Annotated in this window: 14 protein-coding genes; 5 read left to right on the plus strand and 9 right to left on the minus strand. The window is 71.7% G+C overall.

The genetic code is table 11. The features are described from left to right. Positions 1-176: 176 nt before the first annotated feature. The 5 genes from ACTOQ3_RS41835 (at position 177) to ACTOQ3_RS41855 (ending at position 6,055) form a co-directional block, all read left to right on the plus strand. Positions 177-890 carry an ABC transporter ATP-binding protein gene (locus ACTOQ3_RS41835; protein WP_440089503.1) on the plus strand — a complete coding sequence of 238 codons (714 nt, stop codon included), beginning with the start codon at positions 177-179 and terminating at the stop codon, positions 888-890. After that, complete coding sequence (locus ACTOQ3_RS41840; protein WP_440073930.1) at positions 890-1,612, plus strand: ABC transporter permease; 723 nt, start codon at positions 890-892, stop codon at positions 1,610-1,612. Before ACTOQ3_RS41835 ends, ACTOQ3_RS41840 begins: the two co-directional genes overlap by 1 nt. Next, entirely contained in the window at positions 1,609-2,829 is a 1,221-nt protein-coding gene (locus tag ACTOQ3_RS41845; RefSeq protein WP_440089505.1) for a sensor histidine kinase, read from the plus strand. Before ACTOQ3_RS41840 ends, ACTOQ3_RS41845 begins: the two co-directional genes overlap by 4 nt. Before the next feature lie 3 nt (positions 2,830-2,832). Then, positions 2,833-3,471 carry a response regulator gene (locus tag ACTOQ3_RS41850; RefSeq protein WP_440089507.1) on the plus strand — a complete coding sequence of 213 codons (639 nt, stop codon included), beginning with the start codon at positions 2,833-2,835 and terminating at the stop codon, positions 3,469-3,471. A gap of 106 nt (positions 3,472-3,577) precedes the next feature. Continuing rightward, positions 3,578-6,055, plus strand: coding sequence for a PEP/pyruvate-binding domain-containing protein (locus ACTOQ3_RS41855; RefSeq protein WP_440089509.1), 2,478 nt, complete (start codon positions 3,578-3,580; stop codon positions 6,053-6,055). 90 nt (positions 6,056-6,145) lie between these two features. On the opposite strand, the gene ACTOQ3_RS41860 is transcribed toward ACTOQ3_RS41855, so the two are convergent. The 9 genes from ACTOQ3_RS41860 to ACTOQ3_RS41900 form a co-directional block, all read right to left on the minus strand. Continuing rightward, complete coding sequence (locus tag ACTOQ3_RS41860; protein WP_440089511.1) at positions 6,146-7,105, minus strand: methyltransferase; 960 nt, start codon at positions 7,103-7,105, stop codon at positions 6,146-6,148. A 78-nt stretch (positions 7,106-7,183) separates the two neighbouring features. Next, positions 7,184-7,924, minus strand: a complete 741-nt coding sequence (locus ACTOQ3_RS41865; protein WP_440089512.1) for a thioesterase II family protein — start codon at positions 7,922-7,924, stop codon at positions 7,184-7,186. Beyond that, positions 7,921-8,955 (minus strand): Gfo/Idh/MocA family oxidoreductase, encoded by a 1,035-nt coding sequence (locus ACTOQ3_RS41870; protein ID WP_440089513.1) that lies wholly within the window; start codon positions 8,953-8,955, stop codon positions 7,921-7,923. The genes ACTOQ3_RS41865 and ACTOQ3_RS41870 overlap by 4 nt, the downstream gene beginning before the upstream one ends. Continuing rightward, on the minus strand, positions 8,952-10,025 hold the full coding sequence (locus ACTOQ3_RS41875; RefSeq protein WP_440089514.1) for a saccharopine dehydrogenase NADP-binding domain-containing protein: 1,074 nt from the start codon (positions 10,023-10,025) through the stop codon (positions 8,952-8,954). The genes ACTOQ3_RS41870 and ACTOQ3_RS41875 overlap by 4 nt, the downstream gene beginning before the upstream one ends. After that, on the minus strand, positions 10,022-15,412 hold the full coding sequence (locus ACTOQ3_RS41880; RefSeq protein ID WP_440089515.1) for an amino acid adenylation domain-containing protein: 5,391 nt from the start codon (positions 15,410-15,412) through the stop codon (positions 10,022-10,024). Before ACTOQ3_RS41880 ends, ACTOQ3_RS41875 begins: the two co-directional genes overlap by 4 nt. Then, positions 15,409-21,771, minus strand: coding sequence for an amino acid adenylation domain-containing protein (locus ACTOQ3_RS41885; RefSeq protein ID WP_440089516.1), 6,363 nt, complete (start codon positions 21,769-21,771; stop codon positions 15,409-15,411). Before ACTOQ3_RS41885 ends, ACTOQ3_RS41880 begins: the two co-directional genes overlap by 4 nt. Positions 21,772-21,810: 39 nt before the next feature. Continuing rightward, on the minus strand, positions 21,811-24,894 hold the full coding sequence (locus ACTOQ3_RS41890) for a non-ribosomal peptide synthetase (protein WP_440089517.1): 3,084 nt from the start codon (positions 24,892-24,894) through the stop codon (positions 21,811-21,813). Then, positions 24,891-25,712 (minus strand): hypothetical protein, encoded by an 822-nt coding sequence (locus ACTOQ3_RS41895; protein ID WP_440089518.1) that lies wholly within the window; start codon positions 25,710-25,712, stop codon positions 24,891-24,893. Before ACTOQ3_RS41895 ends, ACTOQ3_RS41890 begins: the two co-directional genes overlap by 4 nt. A gap of 14 nt (positions 25,713-25,726) precedes the next feature. Further along, positions 25,727-26,354: beta-ketoacyl reductase (locus tag ACTOQ3_RS41900; protein WP_440089520.1), on the minus strand; the 628-nt coding region annotated here is incomplete at its 5' end.

Here is a 26,354-nt window from a genome sequence, read left to right on the forward strand (position 1 = left end):
GCGATATTCATCCTTCGGAACCCCGTCTCTACTCCCTTCGATACCCCTACGGCGATCCGCGCCTGGTCAGCGGCCTGATTCGCCGCGTCCACCGACGGAACCCCGACTGGAACGGCCGACCCCCATCAACCGTTCGGTGGATTACGGAGACCCGGTGCAGCGGGGATTCTCGACACATGACAGTCATCGAGATCAACGGCCTGCAGAAGAGCTACGGGACGCACAAGGCACTGGACGACGTCACCCTGACGGTCGAGCGAGGCGAGATCTTCGGCATCCTCGGCCCCAACGGAGCCGGCAAGACCACCGTGGTGGAGTGCGCGTCCGGGCTACGCAAGCCCGACGGCGGCACCTTGCGCGTGCTCGGCATGGACCCGCAGACGCAGCGGCGCGAGCTGCTCCAGCGCATCGGCACCCAGTTGCAGGAAGCCGCGCTGCCCGACGCCATCAGGGTCGGCGAGGCGCTGAAGATGTACGCCTCCTTCTACGACAAGCCCGCCGACTGGAACGCCCTGATGGAGGAGTGGGGGCTGACCGAGAAGAGGCGCGCCCGCTTCTCGGGCCTGTCCGGTGGCTGGAAGCAGCGCCTGTTCATCGCGCTGGCCCTGGTCGGCAACCCCGAGGTCGTCTTCCTCGACGAGCTGACCACCGGCCTGGACCCCTCCGCCCGCCGGATGACCTGGAACATGATCCGCGCCATGCGCGACCGCGGCGTCACCGTCGTGCTGGTCACCCACTTCATGGACGAGGCGGACGCCCTCTGCGACCGCATCGCCGTCATCGACCAGGGGCGCGTCGTCCACCAGGGCAGCCCCGGCGACCTCCTCACCAGGGACGCCTCCGGCTCCCTCGACGACGCCTACTTCGCACTCATTGAGAGGACCGTGTAATGAAGGGTCTCGGCAACGTCATCGCGATCGAGCTCAAGCTGGCCATGCGCGACCCGATGGCCGCCTTCTTCGCCCTGGCCTTCCCCATGGTCATCCTGTGGATCAAGATGCGCAACGGCGGCTCGCTGCCCAGCGGGCTGCCCATCATCGAGGCCGTCGTCCCGATGCTCAGCGTCTTCGTCATCGGCCTGGCCTCGCTGGTCGTCCTGCCGGCCACGCTGGCCCAGTACCGCGAGCGCCGCGTGCTCAAGCGGCTGCGCGCCACCCCCGCCTCCCCCACCATGATCTTCGGTGCCCAGTGGGTCGCGCACATGCTGCTGGCCGTGCTCGGCGGCCTCCTGCTCGGCGTCGTCGGCCTGGCCGTCTACGGCATGAACGGGCCGGCCGACCCGGTCGGCCTCGTCCTCGCCTGGGTCCTCGGCGCCGCCAGCCTCGGTGCCATCGGGCTGCTCATCGGCGCCCTGGTGCCCAGTGGCCGCGCCGCCACGGTGATCGGCCTGGCCGCCTTCTTCCCCATGGTCTTCGTCTCCGGCGCCATGAGCGCCCGCGAGACGCTGCCGGAGTCGATGCGCTCCGTCGGCGACTTCACCCCCATGGCCCCCGCCGTCCAGGCCGTCCGCGCCGCCTGGGAGGGCCAGCCCGCGTCCCCGCTCACCCTGGCCGTGCTGGTCGCGATCACCATCGTCGCGGGCGGGGTCGCGCTGAAGGCGTTCCGCTGGTGACGACCATCGAGCCCAACGTCTCGCGATGGGACCGCGCCTGGCCGGCCCTGCCGTACCTCTTCGTCCTGCTGCCCACCGTCTTCGCCCTGCTGCGGGACTGGCGGCCGGACGTGGTGGTCCTGGCGGTGTGCACCGGGGTCTGGCACTGGTTCATGGTCTCATCGCGATTCAGCCGGATCGAGCGGCCGGTGGTGGCGATCGTCTACTTCGTCGTGATGCTCGCCTTCATCGCGGCGCTGATCAGGATCGATCCGGTGTTCACGGTGGCAGGCCCCGGTGCGTTCATCCAGGCCTTCACCCTGCTGCGCGGGTGGACGGCCTACGCGGGGGTGGCCGCCACGGCCGCGGTCCTGGTCGGCGTCCGCCCCGGGTCCCGGCCGCCGCAGGAGCTGATCTTCTCCTTCCTCGTCGCCGTCCTGATCGCCTCGACCGTCGGCCTGTTCATCCAGACCATCTCGAAGCAGAACCAGCAGCGCAAGGTGATGATCGCGCAGTTGAAGGCGACCGGCACCAAGCTGGCCGCCATGGCGGAGGAGAACTCGAACCTGCAGTCACAGCTGCTGACCCGCGCCCGCGAGGCGGGCGTGCTCAGCGAGCGCCAGCGGATGGCCAGGGAGATCCACGACACGATCGCCCAGGGGCTGACCGCCATCCTCACCCAGCTCGAAGTCGCCGAGAACGTCATCGAGGACGTGCCCGCCGCCCGCTCCAGGCTGAACACCGTGCGCGGGCTGGCCAGGGACAGCCTCAACGAGGCTCGCCGGTCGGTGCTGGCGATGCGTCCCGCTCCGCTGGAGGAGGCCCAGCTCGCGACCGCTCTGGAGGACGTCGCGGCCACCTGGTCGCAGACGTCGGGCGTGCCGGTTCCGGTGTCGGTCACCGGTGACGCCAGGCCACTGCACGCCGAGGTGGAGATGACCCTGCTGCGGGTGGCGCAGGAGGCTCTGGCCAACGTCGGCAAACACGCCTCCGCCAGCAGGGTCGCCGTCACCCTGTCCTACATGGAGGATGTGGTGGTGCTCGACGTACGCGACGACGGATCCGGATTCGACCCCGAGAAGGTGGAACCGTCCATCGCGGGCGGGTTCGGGCTCGTCGCGATGCGCCAGCGCGTCACCCGGCTGGCCGGGGACTTCGAGATAGAGACCGCTCTCGGCCAGGGAACGGGTGTCTCTGCTACGGTGCCCGCCATCACCGCCGACTCCAGAAACGCGTGAGGCATGCCGATTCGTATCATCGTCGTGGACGATCACCCGGTCGTCCGCGACGGGTTGCGCGAGATCTTCTCCACCGACGAGGCCTTCGAGGTCGTCGGCGAGGCGGCCGACGGGCCGGAGGCTCTCGTCCTGACACGCCAGACCAATCCCGATCTCGTGCTGATGGACCTGCGGATGCCGAAGATGAGCGGCACCGAGCTGATCCGCCGGCTGCGCGAGCAGACACCGGACATCAAGGTGCTGGTCCTGACCACGTTCGACAACGACGCGGACGTGCTGCCCGCCATCGAGCAGGGCGCCACCGGCTACCTGCTCAAGGACACGCCGCGCGTCGAGCTGCTCCGCGCCGCGCAGGCGGCCGCCCGCGGCGAGACGGTGCTGTCCCCCACCGTGGCCGGGCTGCTCATGCAGAAGGTGCGCGCGCCCGAACAGCAGACGCTGAGCCGGCGGGAGCTGGAGGTGCTCGGGCTGATCGCCCGCGGCGCCACCAACCGCGAGGCCGCCGCGAAGCTGTTCATCACCGAGGCGACGGTCAAGACGCACCTGCTGCACATCTTCGCCAAGCTCGGGGTGAAGGACCGGGCCTCGGCGGTGGCGGCGGCCTACGAGACCGGGCTGCTCAAGCGGGCCTCCGATACCTGACTTAAGGGCGCCTAGGGGTGGGCCGCCTCGTCCGGTGCTCCGTAGCGTGAACATGTCTGCCCTGTTCATGCGAGTGGACACCCCCTGGGACGAATGGAGATGGTCCATGAACACGCTTGCGCTGGCCGACCCTCGTACCGAGCTGGCGAACGTGGGAGGCAAGGGCGAGTCCCTCGCCCGCCTGGCCCGGGCCGGGCTCCCGGTTCCGCCGGGCTTCCACGTCACCACCACCGCCTACCGCGCCTTCGTGACCCACCACGATCTGCGGGACCGGATCCTGTCGAGCGACGCGGCCGAGGCCGCCGCCCTGTTCGCCGCCCACGAGGTGCCTCAGGGCATCGCCGACGACATCCGGGCCGCCTATCGCGAGCTGGGCGACGAGCCCGCGGTGGCCGTACGTTCGTCGGCGACCGCGGAGGACCTGCCCGGGATGTCGTTCGCCGGGCAGCAGGACACCTTCCTCAACATCCGCGGCGCCGAGCAGGTCCTGGACGCGGTCAGGCGCTGCTGGGCCTCGCTGTGGACCGAGCGGGCCATCGCCTACCGCGAGCGCAACGGCGTCCCCCACGACGAAGTGGCCCTCGCCGTCGTCGTCCAGGAGCTCGTGCCCGCCGACGCGGCGGGCGTGATGTTCACCGAGGACCGCGACCACCTGAGCATCAACGCCGCGTGGGGACTGGGTGAGGCGATCGTCGGCGGGCTGGTCACGCCCGACACGATCACGCTCGACCGCGCCGACCACACGATCGTCGAGGAGCACATCGCGGCCAAGACCGTGATGACCGTCCGCGTGCCCGAGGGCACCCGCGAGGTGCCGGTGCCGGACACCGGGCGCGACCTGCCCGTGCTGTCGCGGGCGCAGGCCGTACGGCTCGCCGAGCTGGGCATGACGATCGAGGAGCTGTACGGCCACGCCGTGGACGTCGAGTGGGCCATCCACGAGGGCAGGCCGTACATCCTGCAGGCCAGGCCCATCACCGGGCAGCGCGAGGTGTGGAACGACTCGCTCAAGGGCGACTACCTGTGGACCAACGGCAACCTGGGCGAGGCGATCCCCAGCGTGATGACCCCGTGCACCTGGTCGCTCGTGCAGGCGTTCATCGACGAGATCATGGTCGCCGGGCACCTCGGCGGCCACCCCCAGTGCGGCAACATCGGCGGCCGGGTCTACATGAACATGAGCCTGACCGCCTCTCTCGGCAGGGCCCTGGGCATGACCAAAAAGATCAGGGACACCCAGGAGCCGGTGTACGGGCGGCTGCCGGAGGGGGTCGAGACCCCGCTGCTGCCGATGTCGCGCTGGCAGACCCTCAAGGCGGCCAAACCGCTCCTGGCGGGCCGCCGCGCCATCCAGCAGCTCGTGGGCCGGATCCCCGAGTACGTCGCGTCCGCGCCCCGGACCACCGAGGCCATCCGCGTCAGGATCGCCGGGACGGCCGACGGCGCGGACCTCGCCGCGCTCTGGGAGAGCGAGGTGGAGCCGAGGTTCCGCGAGTGTAACCGCATGCTCGCCGCCGCCGCCCGCCAGGACGCCGGCTCGCTGATCTACCTCGGCTCGCAGCTGACCAAGCTCGTCGGGGAGGCCGACGCCGCCGTGCTGATGTCCGGGATCCAGGCCGCGGACGGCCGGCTGGAGAGCCTCGGCCCGCTGCTCGGCCTGGCGCGCTTCAAGCGCGGCGAGATCTCCCGCGAGGAGTACGTCCGCAGGTACGGCCATCGGGGCCCGGACGAGTTCGAGGTCTCCGTGGCCCGGCCGGTGGAGGACCCGACCTGGCTCGACAGGCAGATCGCCGGGCTCACGGTCGACCCGACCGAGCTGCTGACCCGCCAGGACGAGGCGAGCGACGCCGCCTGGCGCAGGTTCCGCGAGCGGTATCCGAGGCAGGCGGAGAAGTTCCGCCGCAAGATCGACCGCTGGGAGGAGATCGTCCGCGCCCGCGAGGAGACCCGCTCGGAGATGATGCGCGGCTTCTGGATGGTGCGCGACTTCGTCGTGCGGGCCGGCGAGGTGACCGGGCACGGCGACGACCTGTTCTTCCTGACGATCGAGGAGGTCCTGGACGTGCTGCGCGGCTCGCGCCGGCCACTCTCGCAGGTGGCCAAGCGCAGGACGACCTACGAGCTGTACAAGGCGCTCCCGCCGTACCCGGGCATCATCCGCGGACGGTTCGATCCGGAGCGGTGGGCGGCCGACCCGAACCGCCGCGGCGACGTGTTCGACGCCGGAGCGACGGTGGCGCCCCCCTCGCAGACCATCAGCGGCTTTCCCGGCGCGGCCGGCGTGGTCGAGGGCATCGCCCGGGTGATCTCCTCCGTGGCGGACGGCGACCGGCTCGCGGAGGGCGAGATCCTGGTGACGACCGTGACCAACGTGGGCTGGACGCTCCTGTTCCCGCGTGCCGCGGCGGTGGTCACCGACGTCGGCGCGCCGCTGTCGCACGCGGCCATCGTGGCGCGCGAGCTGGGCATCCCGGCCGTCGTCGGCACCAGGAACGCCACCATGCGGATCCAGGACGGCGACCTGATCCGGGTCGACGGCGGCCAGGGCAGCGTCGAGATCGTCCGGGTGCCGGCGGTGGTCTGACCCGGGAAAGGCCGCGGTCCCGTCGGGACCGCGGCCTTTTCCGTGTCTTGCTGTCTCGCCTGTCGTCGGTTCGGCTTTCCTGTCGTCGGATCAGCGGGTCGCGGTGAGCATCCGCATCCCGAACGGGAGCTCGACCAGCTTGCCGGGGAGCAGGTCCGCGCTCTCCAGCAGCGTCCGGTACTCCTCCTCGGTCCGCTCCCGCCCGCCGGTCATCACCATCATGTGCAGGTCGTAGGCGAGCGGCAGGTGGCTGCCGGCGGAGACGACGCGTTCGATGATCAGTAGTTCCGCCCCCGTCTCCATCGCCCTGGCGCAGTTGCGCAGCAGCCGGACGCACCGGCCGTCGTCCCAGTCGTGCAGGATGCGGGAGAGCAGGTAGACGTCCCCGCCCGCCGGGACGGACTCGAACAGGTCGCCGCCGACCAGCTCGCACCTGTCCAGTACCTCCATCCGGTCCAGGTGCGCGGGCGCCTTCGCGACGACCTCGGGCACGTCGAACAGGATCCCCCCGGCCTCCGGGTGGTCCCGCAGGATGGTGCCGAGCAGGGCGCCGGTGCCGCCCGCCAGGTCCACCACGGTCCGGGCGCCGGAGAAGTCGTGCGCCATGGGGACCTCGCGGAAGAACGCGGCGCCCGCCGCCATGCCGGCGTTGAAGACGGAGGCCTTGCCGGGATCGTCCGTCAGGTGCGCGAAGACGGGCCTGCCGAAGACGTGCTCGAAGGCCGTCTCGCCGGTGCGCAGGGTGTGCGGCAGCCCTCGCCACGCGGCGCCGAAATAGTCCTCGCCGTAGAGCGCGGCGAGCGGGCCCAGCTCGTCGCGGCCCAGCAGGGCGCCCATCGGGGTGAGGCCGTACCTGCCGTCCTCGTCGGTGTCGACCAGGCCGACCCCCGCCAGCAGGCGCAGCAGACGGCCGAGCGCGTCGGGGTGCGCGCCGACCGTTTCCGCGATCTCGCAGGAGTACAGGCGGCGTTCCGCGATCGTGTCGGCGACCCCGAGCCGGACGGCGGCGAAGGTCGCCTCCGCCACCCATCCGCCGGTGAGGATCCTCATGAGCTCGTGTTCCATCATCGAATACCTCCGGCGTGGAATCCCCCGGCTCCAGCCGCGGGAAGGAAGTCGAGGCCTTCCCTACGGTGTGGAGGGCCAGGCCATGGAGACGGTGCGGAGCACGTGGGCGACCACGTCCGTCCGCCGGGGCACGAGGTAGAAGTGGTCGCCGTCCAGCACGCGGGCGGCGAACCGGTCACGGGTCAGCTCGCCCCACCGCGCGGCCTGTTCCGGGGTCACCTCGGGATCGCCGTCGCCGAGCATCGCGGTGACGGGGCAGTGCAGCGGGCCGCCCGGACGGTGCCGGTAGGTCTCGTCGACCCGGTAGTCGTTGCGGACCACCGGCAGCGTCAGCTCCCTGATCACCGGATCCGCCAGGTGCGCCTCCTCCACGCCGCCGAGGCGTACCAGGTCGGAGATCAGGTCCTCGTCGGTGGTGTGGGCGTCGCCCGGCCGGTGGTCGTGCGGCGCGTGCCGCCCGGAGGCGAACAGGTGCACCACGCCCCGGCCGCGCGCCTCCAGCTCGCGCGCCACCTCGTAGGCGATGAGGGCTCCCATGCTGTGCCCGAACAGCGCGACCGGCCGGTCGAGGAGGGGCGCCATCGCGTCGGTGACGAGCTTGGCGATGTGGTGGGCGTCGTCGATCAGCGAGTCGGCGCGCCGGTCGGCGCGTCCCGGGTACTGCACGGCGCGCACCTCGACGGCCGGCGGCAGGGTGTGGTGCCAGGACCGGTAGAAGTTCGCCGAGCCGCCGGCGTGCGGGAAGCAGAACAGCCGCAGTCCCGACCGCGGCCTGGGGTGGTAGCAGTGGAACCAGCTCATGAGATCTCCGCTGCGGAAAGGGGGCGTGGTGCGGTCTGGACCAGTAGTTCGGGACGGCCGATCGCCGCGGTGGCGTCCAGCCAGAGGCGGCTGAGCGTCAGGTAGTACTGGCCCTGCCGCATCGGGTCGACGGCCTCTTCTGCGGCCTGGCGCAGGTCGGTCAGCGCGCGCCGGACACCGCTCGGCCACAGTGATCCGACGATTTCCTGAAATGTCGGCGCCTGCTCCGGTCCGAGGAGCGTGGCGCTCGGCAGGCGGAGATGATCCCCCTCAAGGGAGAAGCGGTCGTCGGCGTCGCGGCCGACGTACATGCGGGGACTCCACACGATCGGCCCGTGCGTGTTGACCAGCGTGAGGTTGCCGCCCTCCGTGCCCAGCGTGATGCGGTGAAGCAGATGCAGGTGGGCGTCGGGGTCGTTGGGGGCGATCTGGTTCTGCACCCGCAGGGTCAGCGGCACGCCGCCGATCGTGCCGGTGAGACAGCTGAACGGCGTTCCCTGCGCCACCGGGCCGAACGTCCACGGCCGCAGCCCGCCGAGCGCGCGGCCGAGGATGTCGAACAGGGCGTAGGCGACGTGGACGCTGCAGGCGGCGTCGACGTAGAGGGGCCGCTGGAGCTCGCACAGTCGGCGGGCGGCCTCGACGAACCGGCGCACCGGCTCCAGGTGCACGTAGAGCGTGTTCACGTGGTGGACCGCCGACGAGGCCCGCGCGGTGCGCAGGCACCGGGCCAGCTCGTCCACGTGCAGCGGGTGCTCCTGGAGCACGTGGACGCCGCGGGCCAGGAGCGCCCCGGCCAGCTCGCTGCCCTCTCCCCCGACGACCCCGGAACGCACGACGACGCAGGCCAGGTCGGCCAGGTCGGGCACCTGGTCGGGATCGGTGAGCAGCGGCACGCCGTACGCCCTGGCGTATCCGGCGGACCGGGCGCCCCCGCGGGCCAGGATGCCCGTCAGCTCGAACGGCCCGTCCGCCAAGGCCGACAGGTAGACCTGGCCGAATTTCGTCCCGCAGACCACGACCCGCTTCACAGCGCGCCCTCCTCGAACGCCGGCGCGGCCAGGTCGATCCTCGGGATGTCGTCGGAGATCTCGATCTTGGCCACGGGTTCCAGGTCGGCCAGCATCCTGGCGGGGTCGAGCACGCCGTCGGCGTAGTGGAGGCCGACCTCGACCTCGCCCCGCAGCACGGCCTCCGTCGCGTGCGCCACGACCGCGGCGGTGAGCTCGTAGGAGTCGTCCACTCTCAGCGCCATCGTGCGGGTGGTGCCGGGGCCGCTGAGCTGGAAGAGCAGGACGTAGTACGGGGTGCGCCCGGCCAGTTCCAGCTCGGCCACGCGCATCAGGTCGGCCGCCGAGACCGCCGCGCTCATCGCGGCCATGACGCGGTCACCGGTGATGACGTTGTACCAGCGCGCCTCCTCCAGCCCCAGCTCCCCGGCCACCCGCGCCGCCTCGGCGCCGAGGAAGGGGTAGGCGGTGACCGGTCCGTGGAAGTAGGGCAGCTCGACGCCGTACGCCGGGGCCAGCGCCCGCGAGACCGTGGCGCCGCCCCGCCAGGCGGCCAGCGCCTCGCCGTGATCTCCCCTGCCGCTGAGCAGGACGTCCCCGGCCGCGGCGGGGGTGAGCCGGTCGAGGCCGCCGGTGTACACGTCGAGCCGGTGCGGGCCGGCTCCGGCGAACCGCGCTAGGTGGCGCGGCAGCAACCCGGTGAGGCCGGGCAGCATCCCGGCCGAGAGCACCGCCGTCGCCCCGGCCGTGCCCGTGCTCGCGAGCCCGGCGAACGCCGGGCCGTCGCCCGCGGCGTCCACGTAGTCGGCCCCGGCGAGGAACGCGGCGCGCGCCACCCGGTCGAGCAGCAGGTAGGAGGGGCCGGCGCAGTTGACCACGACCGTGCAGCCCCGGCAGAACCTGGCCAGGGCGGCCTCGTCGTAGGCGTCCACCTGCCAGGCCTCGCCGCGGCCGCCCAGCTCCTCGCCGACGAAGCGGCGGGCCGCGTCCAGGTCACGCCCGCCGATACGGACGCCACCGACGCCACGGCCGGCGAGCAGCCGCGCCGCCGCACCGCCGACCGCGCCGTACCCTCCGACGACCCCGATCATGCCGAACCGCCGGTGATCAGCCGGGCCACGCCCGGGGCGTGCGCCTGGTCGAGGCAGCTGAAGTGGTCGCCCGCCACGTCGATGACGGTAAGTCGGCCCAGGCAGAGTTCCCGCCAGAACTCGGTCATGTCGTCCTGGAGGGTCGGCACGACGTTGGTGACGCCGCGCTGGCGCAGGAACGTGATGTCACCGGCGTAGGGCTCGGGGTCGTAGTGGGTGACGGCCGCGAAGCTCTGCCTGAACACCCGGTGGGCGAGCTCCACCCGCTCGGGCGGCTGCCCCAGCTCGCGGGCGAGGGCGGCGAGCCGTTCCCGGTGCGGGGGCAGGGCGAGCGCGGTGAAGCGGCGGCCGATCTCCGCGAGCCCGGGGTCGGGGTCGTCCGCGAGGGCGGCCAGGCTTCCCTCGCGCACCTGTCCCGGCGAGCCCTCCTGGACGGCGTGCAGCGCCCTGGCCAGGTCCCCGCCGGGGTAGCCGAGCCGGACCGGGTCGACACCGCACGCCTGGGCGAAGCCGTACTCCAGCATGAGCTCGTCGGTGATCCGGTAGGGGAACCGCGAGCTGCTGATGACGGTGAGGTCCTCGACGACCGCGCCGCTCTCGGTGAGCTGGCGGGCGAGCTCGGTGGCGATCAGCCCGCCCATGCAGTAGCCGACGATGCGCACGCGCGTCACGCCCTCCTTGAGCAGGAGCCGCGCGTAGGATCCGGCCAGCGTCTCGGCCGCCGTGTCGGGGTCCAGCTCCAGGTAGCGCTCGGCGTCGTCGATCGCGAGGCCGAACACCGGCGTGCCGGCGAGTTCCGCGGCCAGGGCCCGGTAGGGGGTGAGGGTCCCGGTGCCGTCGTGGACCAGCACGCGGGCCGTCCCCCCGCCCTCCGACAGGCGCACCAGCGAGCTGGCGTGCGTGCGGGTCAGCCCGTGGTCGCGGTCCTCGCGCGCCTGGCGGAGGTGGGCGGCCAGCGCGGCGACGGTCGGCTGGTTGACCAGCTGGCGGACGAGGCTGTCCCAGTAGAAGTTGCCCGCCTCGGGCAGTTCCTCACGGACCCGCCCGGCCAGCCGGGTGACCAACAGGGAGTCGCCGCCCAGGGCGAAGAAGTCCTGGTCGCGGCCGACGCGCGGGAGGCCGAGCAGCTCCGCCCAGAGCGCCGCGAGCCGCTGTTCGAGATCGTCGCGCGGCTCCTCGCCCACGGGTGCCGCCTCCCCCGCGGCCCGGGGCAGCAGGGTGGCCAGCGTGGTCCTGTCGATCTTGCCGTTGTCGGTCAGCGGCAGCTCGTCGACCACCTGGATGTGGGACGGGATCATGTAGTCGGGCAGCCGTTCGGCCAGGAAGGCCCGCAGCTCGGCGAGGTCGATGTGCTCGCGGTCGGCGGGGAAGCGGGCGGCGAGGACGGACTGGCCCAGCGGCGCCAGCGGGTCGGCGGGCTCGGGCAGGCAGGCCAGGGTCTCCGCCCCGGCCGCGGCCAGCAGGCCGAGCCACTCCTCGCGGGTGATGAACGTGCGGTCGCGGCCGCGCCGCACGTCGTCGTAGTCGCGCGGGCTCATCAGGAACTCCATCGAGCTCATGATCTGCACGTGCTCCCGGGTGGTCTCGATGAACACCAGCCAGCCGCCCGGCACGAGCAGCTCGCGGAACCTGTCCAGGACCACGCCCGCGTCGTGGGCGTTGTGCAGGACGTTGGCGCAGAGGATGACCTCGAAGGAGTTGGGCTCGTAGCCCTGGTCGCGGTAGTCGGCGTTGATGTCGAACAGGCCGTAGCGCACCCAGGGGTGGTCGGCGAACCGCTCGGCCGCCCGGGTGAGGAAGAACCTGGACAGGTCGGTGAAGAGGTAGTCGACCCGGTGACCGGCCAGTTCGGGGATGAGCTCGGCGCTGGTGCCGCCCACGCCCGCGCCGGCCTCCAGCACGCGCAGCGGCCCGCCGGTGTGCTCCTCCGCCACGCGGCCGATCACGGCCCGGACGACGCGGTTGACGTAACGGCTGAGGACGTTGTCCTTGTAGGCGCCCTCGGCCGTCTCCACCCCCGCCTCGGGGAACAGCAGATCGCGCGCGTCGAGCTCGCCGCGCATCAGCTCGGGCAGGTGCGTGGTGCTGACGCGAAGGAAGCCGATCAGCTCGGCGCCGTAGTCGAGCCCCTCCGCCAGCTCGCCGACCCGGCGCCAGAGCGCGTCCAGGTCGGCGCCGGTGCGCAGGTTCCGGTACCGGCCCGCCGGGTCGAGCTCGAGCAGGCCGTGCTCGCACAGCGCGGTGAGCCAGCGGCGGACCAGCCGGTGGTGGTCGGGCCTGACCCGGGCGGTCTCCAGGATCTCGGCCGCCTCGTGCCCGTCGTCGTCACGGGCGAACAGCCCCGAGGCCCGCAGCGCGGCCGCCATCGACGCGAGCGCGATCTCGTCGAGCGTCTCGGCCACCGCGATCACCCGTGGCAGGTCGACGCCCGCGGTCGCCGCGTCCGCCGCGTCCCTCGCCGCCGCGCCGACGTCCGGTACGGCGTCCTCCTCCCGTCTCCGCGCGGTCTGCTGTTTGTGCGCGGCCTGCGCGAAGGCGATCAGCCGCCGGTCGAGCGCGCGGTCGCCGTCGACGATCACGGTGCCGGCGGCGACGGCCGGGTGGGCCTGCAGCTGGGTCTCGACCTCGGCCAGCTCGATGCGGTGGCCCCGGATCTTGACCTGGGAGTCCTCCCTGCCGAGGAACTCGATGTTCCCGTCCGGCCGGTACCGGCCGAGGTCGCCGGTGCGGTAGAGGCGCTCGCCGCGATGGTGGACGAACCGCTCGGCGGTCTTGGCCTCGTCGCCGAGATAGCCCAGCGCCACGCCGGCGCCGCCGATGTACAGCTCCCCGGGCACCCAGTCGGGGCTCGGCCGCATGCTCGCGTCGTAGACGTGGAAGCTCTGGTTGGCCAGTGGCCTGCCGTAGGGGATGCTGGCCCAGCCGGGCAGGTCCGCGCCGATGGGATGGTAGATCGACCAGATCGCGGCCTCGGTCGCCCCGCCCAGGCTGACCAGCTCCAGGCCGGGCAGCCGCCGGCGGATCCGGCCGGGCAGCGCCACCGGGATCCAGTCGCCGGAGAGCAGGGCGAGCCGCAGCGAGGGCAGCTCCACCTGGGATTCCGCCTCGAGGTAGTGCTCCAGCATCTGCAGCTGCGCGGGCACCGAGTTCCAGACCGTGACCCCGTGCTCGGCGACGAGCGCGGCCCAGTGGGAGGGGTCTCCCCTGCGCAGGGCGTCGGGCAGCACCAGGGCGGCGCCGGTGGCGAGGGGACCGAAGATGTCGTAGACCGACAGGTCGAAGCCGAGGTTGGCCAGGCCGAGCACCCGGTCCTCGGCGCCGATGCCGAACCGGGCGCCGACGTCGTCGACGGTGTTGCGCGCCGCCCGATGGCTGATCACCACGCCCTTGGGCGTCCCGGTCGATCCGGAGGTGTAGATGACGTAGGCGGGCTCGTCCGGATGCCGCTCGATCGCCGGGCCCGGGGGCGCGGGCGGCAGGGTGTCGACCGCGATCCAGCCGTCCTCGGCCCGCCAGGACTGGGTGAGCACCAGCCGCGCCGAGGCGTCGGCGAGGATGCGATCGCGCCTGCCCGGCGGCTGGCCGGTGTCGACCGGGAGGTACACGCCGCCGGCCAGCAGCGTGCCCAGCACCGCCACGACCTGCTCGACGCCCTTGTCCATCACCACGGCGACGATCTCGCCCGGCGCGTGCCCCGCCTCGCGCAACGCCCGCGACACCCCCGACGCCCGTGCCAGCAGCTCGCCGTAGGACAGCGAGCGGTCGCCGACGACGGCGACCCGTTCGGGGGTGCGCCCGGCCTGGGCCACGACCTCGTCGTGCAGCAGGCCGTACGGGAGCGGCGCGACGGTGTCGTTGACGTGGTCGCGGCGGCGCGCCTGGATGTCGGGCAGCTCGACGGGAGACGCGGACGCCCAGGTCTCCTCCTCGGTCAGGCGGCCGAGGAGGTCGGTGAACGCGGCGAACATGTCGTCGACGAGACCGTCCGGGAGCACGCCCTCACGGACGTCCCAGTTGATCAGCAGCGCTTCGCCGTACTCCTTGACCTGGCAGTCGACCCACACCTGGGGGGTCTGGCTGATGCCGTACACCGGCATGCCGTGCTCGGCCGCGTCCTGGGCGATGCCGATGGCGCTGGTGAACACCACGGGCATCAGGGCGGCGGCCCTGCCCCGCTTGCGTGCCAGCTCGCGGATCACCTCCATGCCGCCGCAGCGGCGGTGTTCCAGGTCGGTGAAGAGCTGCTCGCCGATGGCGGTGGCGCGGGCGGCGAACGGGGCGTCCGGCGCGGTGTCGACGGCGAGGAGGTTGAGCGAGGTGAAGTCGCCCACGACCTCGTCGATCTGCGGGTGCAGCGGCGGGCGGTCGAGCAGCGTCAGGTTGAGCGTGAACCTGGGCCTGCGGCTCCATCGCCCGATGACCTCGGCGTAGGCGGCCAGGACGGCCTGCGAGGGGGTGATGCCCGCCGCGTTCGCACGGGTGCGGAGCAGCGCCCAGTCGCGCGGCTCCAGCGTGGCCTCCCAGCGGGTGAACCTGGCGCCCGCGTCCTGGCCGAGCGCGGGCAGTTCGGGGGCGGGGGGCAGGTCGTCGATCCTGGCCCACCAGTAGGCGCGGTCCCGGTCGTACCGGCTGCTCTCGCGCTGGGAGCGCAGGCCGAGCACGCAGTCGCGAAAGCTCAGCGGCACCGGCGGCAGGACGGTGTCCGGGTCGTCGAGCAACAGGTGCAGCTCGGCGAGCAGCAGCTGGATGCTGACGTAGTCGGCGATGAGCAGGTCGATCGAGGCGTGCAGCAGGGCCGCGCCGTCGGTGTGGGTGATCCGCAGCTCGAACAGCGGCCAGGCGCCCGGCGGGTAGACCTTGTGCGCCATCTCCTCGCGGATCGCGGCGAGGCTCTCCTCGGGGTCGGTGCCGCGAAGATCGGCCACCCGGATGTCGTAACCGGGGACCTCCGCCTGGACGTTCTGGTGGCCGTCGGGATGGATCACGGCGCGGAGCATGTCGTGGCGGCCGATCAGGGTCCGCCAGGCGGCCTGGACGCGGTCCGCGTCGAGCTCGGCGAAGGCGACCTCGACGTAGCCGTGGCAGGCGACGCCGCCGTAGCCGAACGCGTCGTTGCGGCCGACCAGGTAGGCCTGCTGGACGTCGGTGAGAGGGAAGGGGTCCAGGCGCCGTTCCGGCTCCGGCCGTACGGTCTCCGACGCGGTCTCGCGGCGCAGCTGCTCGATGATCTCCGGTTTGGCGTTCAGCAGGACCGCGCGCCGGTCCTCGGTCAGCGCCCCCTTGGGGGCGCGGAACCTGAGCCGCCCCTCCTCCTCCCACAATCTGATCCCCGCCGACTCCATGTCGGCGATCAGTCCGCGTACGGCAGGTGCCTGGGCCTGGGTCACAGCACGCCCTCTTCCGTGTCATGGTCGTCGTCGATGGACAGGGCACAGTCCGCGATGGTGGGGGCGGCGAAGAAGCGCCGCAGGGTCACCTCCACGCCGAGCCGCCGCCTGGCGACCTCTGCGAAGCGGGTGGCGAGCAGCGAGTCGCCTCCCAGGGTGAAGAAGCTCTGGTTGCGGCCCGGTGCCGGGATCTCCAGGAGTTCCGCCCAGAGCTCGGCGAGCCGCTGTTCCGTTCCCGGCCGCGGCGGATCGTCGTCGGGTGGGGGTTCGAGGGTGGTGGTGAGGGCGGATCTGTTGATTTTTCCGTTGGGGGTGAGGGGCAGCTCGTCCAGCGCGGTGATGGTCGGCGGAATGGCGTGCGCGGGGAGGCGGTCGGACAGGAAGGCGCGGATCTGGTCGGCATCGGCGTCGGCCGGGGTGACGAACGCCGCCAGCCGGCGCTGACGCCGCTCGCCCACCGCGACCGCCACCGCCCGGCTCACTATCGGGCACGCCTCCAGGGCCGCCTCGACCTCACCCAGCTCCAGCCGGTGACCGCGGATCTTCACCTGATGATCGGCGCGGCCCAGGAACTCCAGGGTGCCATCGGCCCAGTAACGGCCCAGATCACCGGTGCGATACCAGCGCTGCCCGGCATAGTGCACGAACTTCGCCGCCGTCGTCACCTCATCGCCGCGATAACCCAACGCCACCCCGGCCCCACCGATCCACAACTCCCCGGCCACCCAGTCCGGGCAATCACGGCCCCGGCCGTCGACCACCCGAAACCTCTGGTTACGCAACGGGAACCCATACGGCACCGACGTCCAGTGCGCCGGAACGTGCGCCACCTCCCACACGTTCGACCAGATCGCCGCCTCCGTCGCACCACCCAACGCCACCAACCTGCACCGGCCACCACTGCCGGCCGCCAGCCGCGCCTGCAGATCCAGCCCCACCCAGTCACCCGAGACCAATGCCACCCGCAACCGCGGCGGAACCCGGTCCACGGCTGAGATCAGCATCTCCAGCAACGTCGGAACGCTGTTCCAGATCGTCACCCCATGGGTGACACACAACTGCGCCCACCGCTGCGCGTCCCTGCGCTCGTCCTCGGCGACCAGCACCACCGCGCCACCCACCGACAACAACCCGAACACGTCATACACCGACAGATCGAAATCCAGCGCCGACACCGCCAGAACCCGATCCCCGCAGCCCACCCCCAACCGCTCGTTCACATCCACCACCGTGTTCAACGCCGCCCGATGCGAGACCTCCACACCCTTGGGCACCCCCGTCGAACCCGACGTGAAGATCACATACGCCGCCGCATCCGGCGACACCCCCACCGGAGTCGCCAACCGGTCCTCCACCGATACCTGCGCCAGCGTCTCCTCGGTCAGCACCCGCACCACCCCGGCGCGCGACAGGATCGACTCCCGCCGCGCAACAGGCTGATCCACCCCCACCGGCACATACACACCGCCCGCGGCCAGCACCCCCAGCACCGCGACCACCTGATCCACACCCTTGGGCACCACCACCCCCACCGCGTCCCCCGGCACCACACCCCAGCCCCGCAACAACCCCGCGACCCCCAACGCCCGACCCGCCAACTCCCCGTACGTGACCGTGACGGCGTCGGAGATCAGCGCGGGCAGGTGCGGCTCGCGGGCGGCGCGGGTGAAGAACGCCTCGTGCAGGGTGCCGTCCGGCAGGGGACCCTCGGTGTCGTTGGCGCGCCGGCGGACGAGCTCCTGCTCCATCGGCAGGCCGACCGGGGCCGGGGCCGACCAGTCACCCTCCGACAGCCACTCCAGCAGGTTCAGATGCGTGTCGAACATCGCGTCCAGCACGCCCGGCGCGAACAGCTCCTCCACCGCGTCCCAGCGGACGAGCAGCTCGCCGTCGACCTCCGCCACCTGGTAGTCCAGCCAGACCTGCGGGGTCTGCGAAACCCCCCAGACCTGCTCGGCGAAGGAGGGACCGAACGTGCCGCCGTCGGCGACGCCGAGCATGCTGGTGAACACCACGGGCATGGTCATCTCGATCGAGTCGGCCCGCCTGGCCAGCTCGCGCATCACCCACACGGCCGAGACCTCGCCGTGCTCCAGGCCGCGCCAGACCTCCTCCTGCAGCCGGCGCGCGCCCTCCAGCCAGCCGGAGCCCGACCGGTAGCCGACGAGCATCAGCGAGGTGAAGTCGCCGAGGACGCGATGGATGTCGGGGTGCACCTCGCGCCGGTCGAACAGCGTGAGGTTGAGCGTCAGCTCCGTCTGGGCGCTCCATGCGGAGAGGATCTCGCCGAAGGCGGCCGCCAGCACCGTGGAGGCGGTCAAATCGTGCTTCCTCGCCAGCTCGGAGACGCGCTGCCAGCGTTCGGCGTCCATCCTGACCTCGCGGCGGACGAACCTGGGCCGGTCGATCATGGCCGGGTCGACGCGCAGCGGCAGCCGCGGCGCGGGGGGCAGTTCGGGCAGGCGGCCGCCCCAGTACTCCTTGGCCGCTTCGAAGACCGCGCGATCGGGAGTGAGCCCGAGCACGTAGTCGCGGAACGACACCTCCAGCGGCGGGAGCACGGCGGCGGGGTCTTGGTAGAGCACGTCGAGTTCGGCGAAGAAGGCCATCGTGCTCAACGCGTCGATGATGATGTTGTCGAAGCCGACCCCCAGCCGGACGCGGCCCTCGTGCCGCGCGGCCCGCGCGTCGAACAGCGGCCAGGTGGCCGGGTCGAACACCTGGTGCGACATCTGCTCGCGCAGCTGCTCGGCACTGTCGACCATGGCGATCGTGAAGTGCGGCACCTCGGGCAGGATGCGCTGGAACCCTCCCTCGTCGAAGACGGCGCGCAGCATCTCGTGCCGCTCGATCAGCAGGTTCCACGCGGTCTGCAGCCGGTCGAGATCGATGTCGCCGTCGAACTCGGTGTAGAAGTGGCAGCCGACGCCACCGAGCGTGAAGTGCTCGGCGCGGCCGAGCCAGTAGGCGCGCTGTACCTCTGTCGGCGGGAACGGATCGTGGCGGTGTTCGAGGTCGGCGCCCAGCACCGCGGTGGGCACGAGCGTCTCGTCCAGGGTGAGGGTCGCGGCGAAGTCGGCGAGCACCGGCGAGTCGAACAGCAGGGTCAGCCTGGCGTCGGTGACGCCCGCCGACCGCAGCCGCGCGATCATGCGGGTGGCGAGCAGCGAGTCGCCGCCGAGGGCGAAGAAGTTGTCCGCGCGGTGCACCGCGGGCAGGTCGAGCAGGCCGGCCCAGATCTCGGCGAGCAGGATCTCGGCCGCCCCGACGGGCGCCTCCCCCGCCTCGGTCACCGACGTGTCCTCCACGAGGGAGACGAGGGCGGATCTGTTGATTTTTCCGTTGGGGGTGAGGGGCAGCTCGTCCAGCGCGGTGATGGTCGGCGGAATGGCGTGCGCGGGGAGGCGGTCGGACAGGAAGGCGCGGATCTGGTCGGCATCGGCGTCGGCCGGGGTGACGAACGCCGCCAGCCGGCGCTGACGCCGCTCGCCCACCGCGACCGCCACCGCCCGGCTCACTATCGGGCACGCCTCCAGGGCCGCCTCGACCTCACCCAGCTCCAGCCGGTGACCGCGGATCTTCACCTGATGATCGGCGCGGCCCAGGAACTCCAGGGTGCCATCGGCCCAGTAACGGCCCAGATCACCGGTGCGATACCAGCGCTGCCCGGCATAGTGCACGAACTTCGCCGCCGTCGTCACCTCATCGCCGCGATAACCCAACGCCACCCCGGCCCCACCGATCCACAACTCCCCGGCCACCCAGTCCGGGCAATCACGGCCCCGGCCGTCGACCACCCGAAACCTCTGGTTACGCAACGGGAACCCATACGGCACCGACGTCCAGTGCGCCGGAACGTGCGCCACCTCCCACACGTTCGACCAGATCGCCGCCTCCGTCGCACCACCCAACGCCACCAACCTGCACCGGCCACCACTGCCGGCCGCCAGCCGCGCCTGCAGATCCAGCCCCACCCAGTCACCCGAGACCAATGCCACCCGCAACCGCGGCGGAACCCGGTCCACGGCTGAGATCAGCATCTCCAGCAACGTCGGAACGCTGTTCCAGATCGTCACCCCATGGGTGACACACAACTGCGCCCACCGCTGCGCGTCCCTGCGCTCGTCCTCGGCGACCAGCACCACCGCGCCACCCACCGACAACAACCCGAACACGTCATACACCGACAGATCGAAATCCAGCGCCGACACCGCCAGAACCCGATCCCCGCAGCCCACCCCCAACCGCTCGTTCACATCCACCACCGTGTTCAACGCCGCCCGATGCGAGACCTCCACACCCTTGGGCACCCCCGTCGAACCCGACGTGAAGATCACATACGCCGCCGCATCCGGCGACACCCCCACCGGAGTCGCCAACCGGTCCTCCACCGATACCTGCGCCAGCGTCTCCTCGGTCAGCACCCGCACCACCCCGGCGCGCGACAGGATCGACTCCCGCCGCGCAACAGGCTGATCCACCCCCACCGGCACATACACACCGCCCGCGGCCAGCACCCCCAGCACCGCGACCACCTGATCCACACCCTTGGGCACCACCACCCCCACCGCGTCCCCCGGCACCACACCCCAGCCCCGCAACAACCCCGCGACCCCCAACGCCCGACCCGCCAGCTCCCCGTAGGTCACGCGGTTCCCGTCCGAGATCAGCGCGGTGCGCTCGGGCTCGTGCCCGGCCCAGGAGAAGAAGCCCGCGTGCAGCAGGCTCTCGGGCAGCGGCCCGGAGGTGTCGTTGACCTGCTCGCGGACGAACTCCTGCTCCATCGGCAGGCCGACCGGGGCCGGGGCCGACCAGTCGCCCTCCGACAGCCACTCCAGCGTCCGGCCGTACGCGTCGAACATCGCGTCCAGCACGCCCGGCGCGAACAGCTCCTCCACCGCGTCCCACGCCAGGTGGAGTCCGTGCTCGTACTCGTTGATCTGGTTGTCGAGCCACACCTGCGGCGTCTGGGTGATCATCCATCCCGGCTCGCCGAACGCCTCGCGGACCTCGGGGACGATCAACTCGGTGCCCAGGTTGCAGGCGAAGACGACCGGCGCTCCCGTGTGCTCCCCGTCGCGGGCGAGGTCACGGAGCACCTCGACGCCGGAGTAGCCGGCGTGCCGGGCGTCGGCGCGGAACGTGGCCTGCAGCGTCCTGGCGCGCTCCGCGAACGGCAGCGCCTCGGACAGGTCGGCGGCCAGCAGGATCAGGTTGGTGAAATCGGCCACCATGCCGGCCACGTCGGGGTGGACGGTCTCGTCGCGGTCGAACAGCGGCACGTTGACGAGGAAGCGCGGCTCGCCGCTCCAGGCGGCGAGGACCTCGCAGTAGGCGGCGACGAGCACCATGGCCGGGGTGAGCCCGTGCGCGCGGGCCTGTGCCTGGACCCGCCGCCACGCGGCGAGGGAGAGCCACCTCTCGCGCCGGACGAAACGGGGCCGGGTGACCCGGCCCGGGTCGAGCGCGAGCGGCAGTTGCGGCGCGCCGGGCAGGTCGGGCAGGCGGCCGAGCCAGTACTCCCGGTCCCTGGCGTGCTCCCGGGACCTTTCCGCGTCGCGCGCCGCGAGATACCGGGGAAACGAGCAGGCCAGCGGCGCGGGCGGCCGGTCGGGCTCCAGGTAGAGACGTGCCAGGTCCTTCATCAGGATCTGGAGGCCGAGCACGTCGGCGACCAGGAAGTCCACCTCGAAGTGGACCCTGGAGCGGGCGCCCGGCAGCAGTGACAGCTGGACGTCGAAGACCTCGCCGCGGGCGGCGTCGAAACGGCGGTGCGACAGCCGGTCCCGCAGGCGCTCGGCGGCGTCCTCGCCGAGCTCCGACAGGTCGTTCACGGTCAGGCCCGGCCACGGGCTGGTGTCCATGATCTGCTGCGTACCGTCGTCGTGGAAGATCGCGCGCAGCATCCCGTGCCGGTCGATCAGGGCGCGTACGGCCCGTTCCAGCCTCGCCGGGTCGACGCCGAAACCGTCGAACTCAAGGTAGGCGTGGCAGCCGACGCCCCCGATGACCTGGCCGTCCGCGCGGCCGATCCAGTAGGCCAGCTGTACGGGGGTGAGCGGGAACGCGGCCGTCTCGTCCACGCTCCGCCCCCGTTCGGCCGGGACCGCGGGCGACAGCCGCGAGCGGACCAGCGACCACCATGCGGTGAGCGTGAGCTCCTCCGCCAGCTCGGCGAAGACGATACGGGCTCCCGCGCGCCGCCAGCGCCCGGCCAGCCGCATGGCCCGGAGCGAGTCCAGGCCCAGGCTGACCAGGTCGGCGTCGTCGCCGATCTCGGAAGGGGCGATGCTCAGCTGGTCTGCGATGTCCGCGCGCATCGACTCCATCGTCAACGCCGCGACCACGGTTTCTTCCATCACAACGAGAGCCCAATCTTCGTGTCGTGTCTGACGAATTCAGCCGGTAGTGGTCGCGTGCAGCCTGCGGGCCAGGCCCGCGGGCGTCGGCTCCTCGAAGATGTCCTTGAGCTTGAGCCGGATCTGGGTCGCCCGCTTGACCTCCTGGAGGAGCTTGACGGCCAGCAGCGAGTGCCCGCCCAGGGCGAAGAAGTTGCTGTCCGGGCCCAGGTCGGTGCGGTTCAGCATCGCCTTCCACAGCAGGACCAGCGAGTCGGTCAGCTCGTCGCCGCTGCTCTCCACGAGGTCGGCCTCCTCCGGGCCGGACGCGACGCCGCGCAGCTCGGTGGCGAGCCGGCGCAGCGCCGGGTAGTCCACCTTGTCGTTGCCGGTCATCGGGAAGGAGTCCAGGACGACGTACTCCTGCGGCGTCGCCGAGTAGGGAAGCGACGCGCTGGCGTGATCCCACAGTTCCGAGGTCACCTTGGGATTCCCGGGGGCCGTCACGAACGCCCACAGGACCGCGTCGGAGCTGGGGTCGCCGACGACCACGACCGCCGCCGCCCGGACCTCCGGGTGGGTGAGCAGCACGCCCTCGACCTCGGCGAGCTCGATCCTGTTGCCGCGCAGCTTGATCTGGCGGTCGAGCCTGCCGAGGATCTCCAGCCTGCCGTCCCTGGTCCACTGGGCCAGGTCGCCGGTGCGGTAGAAACGTCCGTACCAGGCGTGCGTGCCGAACCGCTCCGAGGTCAGCTCGGGGCGGTCGTGGTAGCCGATGGCCAGCCCGTCACCCGCGATGCACAACTCGCCGCGGGTTCCGACCGGCAGCGGCCGGCCGTGGGGGTCGGCCACGTACACCTTCGTGTTCGCGATCGGCACGCCCACGTCGACGCGGTCGCCGGCGGGATCGATCCGGCCCGCGGTGGACCAGATCGTGGTCTCGGTCGGGCCGTACACGTTGTAGAGCTCGCACCCGGTCACGGTGAGCTGCCTGGCCAGTACGGCGGGCATCGGCTCGCCGCCGCACAGCACGCGGCGGCCGGCCAGCAGCCCGGCGACCTGGTCGATGACCAGCCGCCAGGTGGTCGGCGTGGCCTGGACGATGGAGATGTCGTGGCGGAGCAGCGCCTCGGCGAGCGGCTCGCCCTGCGTGCGGGCGTCGTCGGGCGCGACGGCGAGCCGCGCGCCCGTCGTCAGGGGCAGGAACAGCTCCAGGGCGGAGATGTCGAAGCTGAACGTGGTCAGCCACAGCACGGTGTCGTCGGCGTCCACCGTCAGCTGGTGCGCGAAGTGCGCGATCAGGTTGGCGAGGGCGCGGTGATCGATCAGCGTTCCCTTGGGCAGCCCGGTGGAGCCACTGGTGTAGATCAGGTACGCGCGGTCTCCCGGCCCGACGGGGCTGGACGGCAGCACCTTCCCGGTCACCGGCCTCACCGACTCGACCGCCACGAGGGGCAGGACGGTACGGTCGCCGGGCACCAGAATTCCCTCTCCGGCGAGGACCACCGCGGCGCCGGAGTCGCCGAGCTGGTAGTCGAGGCGCTGCTCGGGGTGGTCGGGTTCGAGCGGCAGGTAGGCCGCCCCGGCGAGCCACACGCCGATCGCCGCGGCGGCCAGCTCGGGGCCGCGCCGCGCCAGCAGCGCGACGACGTCGCCCGAGCCGACCCCGGCCGCCACCAGCCGGTCGCGGGTGGCCTCCGCGGCGGCCCACAGCCGGCGGATGCCGATGTGGCGATCGCCGTCGAGGACCGCTGCGGTGTCCTCGGCGGGAGCGCTCGACACTCGCCCGGCGATCATCTCCAGCACGGTCGCGGGCGTCACGTTGCGTTCCGTCGCGTTGGCCATCTCGATGGCCGCCCGGTCCTGGTAGCACCACACGGGCGCCTCGCCGAGCGGCCTGTCGGGCTGTTCCGCGAGCGTGACGAGCATCTCGTCGAAGCGGGCCAGCAGCAGCTCCACGTCGGCCCTGTCGAGCACGTCCACGCAGAACGCGGTCCTGATCTTGATCGCTTCCGGGGTGGAGGTGACGAAGAACTCCAGGTCGAACTTGCTGTAGCCGTTCTCGACGACCACCTGCTCGGCCCGCATGCCGTCCAGGACGAACTCGGCGCCGATGTCGGCCGGGATGTAGTTGAAGGTGTGGCGGAAGAGGTTGTTGCGCCAGCCGTCGCGCGAGACGAGCTCCATCATGTCGTCGACGGGATAGTCGGCGTGCGCCATGGCCTCCATGAACGTGCGGCGCGTCAGGCGCGCGTACGTGCGGAAACTCTGCGTCCAGTCGATCTGGGTGCGCAGGGTGAGGACGTTGATGTGGTAGCCGATGGCCAGGCCGGCCTCGGGCGAGCGGACGCTGACGGGCGAGCCGATGGTGAGATCGGGGCCCGCGCCGTGGGCGGCCAGCAGCACGCCGTACGCCGCCATGAGGATGACGGACTCCGGCGCGCGCAGCTCGCGCTGCATCTGCCTGGCCGCCTTGCGGGCGACGGGAGAGAGCTCCCAGTTGATGATGTCGCCCGCGAGCGTGGTCTCGGACGCCTCCGGCTTCTCGCACCACAGGTCCAGCTCGGCGGCGCTGAACCCGGCCAGCTTGTCGCGCCAGAAGCCCGCGCTGCGCGGGTCGGCGGCCGGCTCCTCCCAGGCCGGGACGACCGTGGACTCCGGCGCGCCTCCGATGGCCAGGGTGTTGTAGAGCGCGACGAGCTCGTTCAGCAGCAGCGCCGCGGACAGCCCGTCGAAGACCGCGTGATGGATCGCCAGGCAGTAGAGCTCGCCCTCCGCCTCCTCGATGACCGCGGCCCGCACCAGCGGCTCGCCCTCGGGCTGGAACGGCCGGGCGAGGAACCCCGTCAGCCACTGCCGTGAGGCTCCGTCACCGCCCTCCTCGATCCGCAGGTCGATCTCCTCGATCGGCAGGACCTGCCGCGTCATCCCCTCGGCCTCGACGCGGAAGACCGTTCGCAGGATCTCGTGGCGATGCAGCAGGCGGTTGATCGCCTCCAGGACGAGAGGGCGTCGCAGCCTCCCCGCCACGCTGAAGGCCACGCTCAGGTTGTTCACCCCGGTCCCGGGGACGAGCTCTTCGAGCATCCACAGCGCCTGCTCCTTGCGCGTGGCCCGCTCACCCAGCATCTGCTTCATGGTCATCTCTCCAGTACCTTGGTAACGGCCCGGGCGATCTCGTCGGATCTGAAAAGCTCCGCGTGGCTCTCCTCGAACCTGAGCTCCTCGGCCACCAGCGGGCCGGTGGCGGTGTCACGCAGCTTGTTCAGCCCGTTGTGCGAGGTGGACGAGCTCACCGCGGTGGCCCGCAGCCAGTTGCCCCACGGGTCGAACCGGTCGGCCAGGCTCATGTAGGACAGGAAGGCGCTGAACGTGCCGAGCATCTCCTCGGCGTACTCCCCGTCGAGCCCCACCCTCTCGAAGGCGTTGTGGGCGATCCGGCTGAAGGTGCCGTAGAGCTGCTCGGCGTAGCGCTCGATCGTGATCCCCTCCTGCTGGACCAGCCGGTCCATCGCCTCCCGGGTCACGGCGACGTCCTCCGGGGTGAGGATCGAGGAGAGGATGTCGAAGACCTTGCCGAACTGGAAGTAGATGTTCTCCAGGGTGATGGGTTCCGGATCGAAGATGATGAGCGCGGGTGCCCGCTTCTGCACCTCGGCAAGCCGGGTGACGAGCTCCCCCGCGTAGACGGCGCCCACGCAGTAGCCCATGACCGCGCTGACGGTCCGGCCACTCGCCATGATCGACGTGAGCCACGAGCCGAGGTAGTCCGGCCCGTCGACGCCCGAGCCGGGCGCCAGCCCCGGTGGGACGACGTGCCAGAAGGTCGCGTCGAGGTCCATCCGGGCGACCAGGTCGGAGAAGCCGGCCTCGGCGCGGCCGGTTCCCGTGAAGTCGACGCAGAGGACGAGATCTGCCGAGTCGGATTCTTTGAGCGTCGTCCAGCTGGTTACCAGATTCATGATCACTTCCTTGGCTAGGAACCCCCGCCTTCGAGGGCGAGTTGAATCAGGAGGTCGGCGTCCATGGTGTCGATCGCCTCGGCCTCGGTCGGGTTGTTCGCGTCGCGGTCGTCGAGGCGGGCCAGGCGGAACAGACTGTCCAGCAGCCCGGCCTCTCGCAGCCGTGAGATGGGGATGGTCGTCAGGAACTGGCGCACCTCGGCGTCGCTGTGCGCCGGGGTCGCCTCGGCCGCGGCCACCGCCGGGAAGAGCTGCTCCAGGACGAACTGGGTCAGCGCGCCGGGGTTCGGGTAGTCGAAGATGAGCGTGGCCGGCAGCCGCAGGCCGGTGACCGCGTTGAGCTGGTTGCGCAGCTCGACCGCGGTGAGGGAGTCGAAGCCGAGCTCCTGGAACTGGCGCCGCGGTTCGATCGCCGACCCGTCGGCGAACCCGAGCACCGCCGCCACCCGGTCCGCGACGAGATCGGCCAGGGTGGCGTGCAGCTGCTCCGGGTTCATCGTGGCCAGGCGCTCCGACAGGGGCTGCGCGGGGTGCGTACGACGGGACTGCGGGCGGGTCCTGGCCTTGGTGAATCGTGCGGGGACGAGGACGGGGTGGTCGGTGTGCAGGGCGGCGTCGAGCAGGGCGAGTCCTTCGGGGATG

This window comes from Streptosporangium sp. LJ11 (assembly GCF_051918945.1).
In the GTDB taxonomy this organism is placed as follows: Bacteria; Actinomycetota; Actinomycetes; order Streptosporangiales; family Streptosporangiaceae; genus Streptosporangium.

Excerpts from the sequence above, each read along its gene's own strand:
- ACTOQ3_RS41835 (WP_440089503.1), top strand. The coding sequence starts at position 177 with ATGACAGTCATCGAGATCAACGGCCTGCAGAAGAGCTACGGGACGCAC.
- ACTOQ3_RS41840 (WP_440073930.1), top strand. The coding sequence starts at position 890 with ATGAAGGGTCTCGGCAACGTCATCGCGATCGAGCTCAAGCTGGCCATG.
- ACTOQ3_RS41850 (WP_440089507.1), top strand. The coding sequence starts at position 2,833 with ATGCCGATTCGTATCATCGTCGTGGACGATCACCCGGTCGTCCGCGAC.
- ACTOQ3_RS41855 (WP_440089509.1), top strand. The coding sequence starts at position 3,578 with ATGAACACGCTTGCGCTGGCCGACCCTCGTACCGAGCTGGCGAACGTG.
- ACTOQ3_RS41860 (WP_440089511.1), bottom strand. The coding sequence starts at position 7,105 with ATGAGGATCCTCACCGGCGGATGGGTGGCGGAGGCGACCTTCGCCGCC.
- ACTOQ3_RS41865 (WP_440089512.1), bottom strand. The coding sequence starts at position 7,924 with ATGAGCTGGTTCCACTGCTACCACCCCAGGCCGCGGTCGGGACTGCGG.
- ACTOQ3_RS41875 (WP_440089514.1), bottom strand. The coding sequence starts at position 10,025 with ATGATCGGGGTCGTCGGAGGGTACGGCGCGGTCGGCGGTGCGGCGGCG.
- ACTOQ3_RS41885 (WP_440089516.1), bottom strand. The coding sequence starts at position 21,771 with ATGGAAGAAACCGTGGTCGCGGCGTTGACGATGGAGTCGATGCGCGCG.
- ACTOQ3_RS41890 (WP_440089517.1), bottom strand. The coding sequence starts at position 24,894 with ATGACCATGAAGCAGATGCTGGGTGAGCGGGCCACGCGCAAGGAGCAG.
- ACTOQ3_RS41895 (WP_440089518.1), bottom strand. The coding sequence starts at position 25,712 with ATGAATCTGGTAACCAGCTGGACGACGCTCAAAGAATCCGACTCGGCA.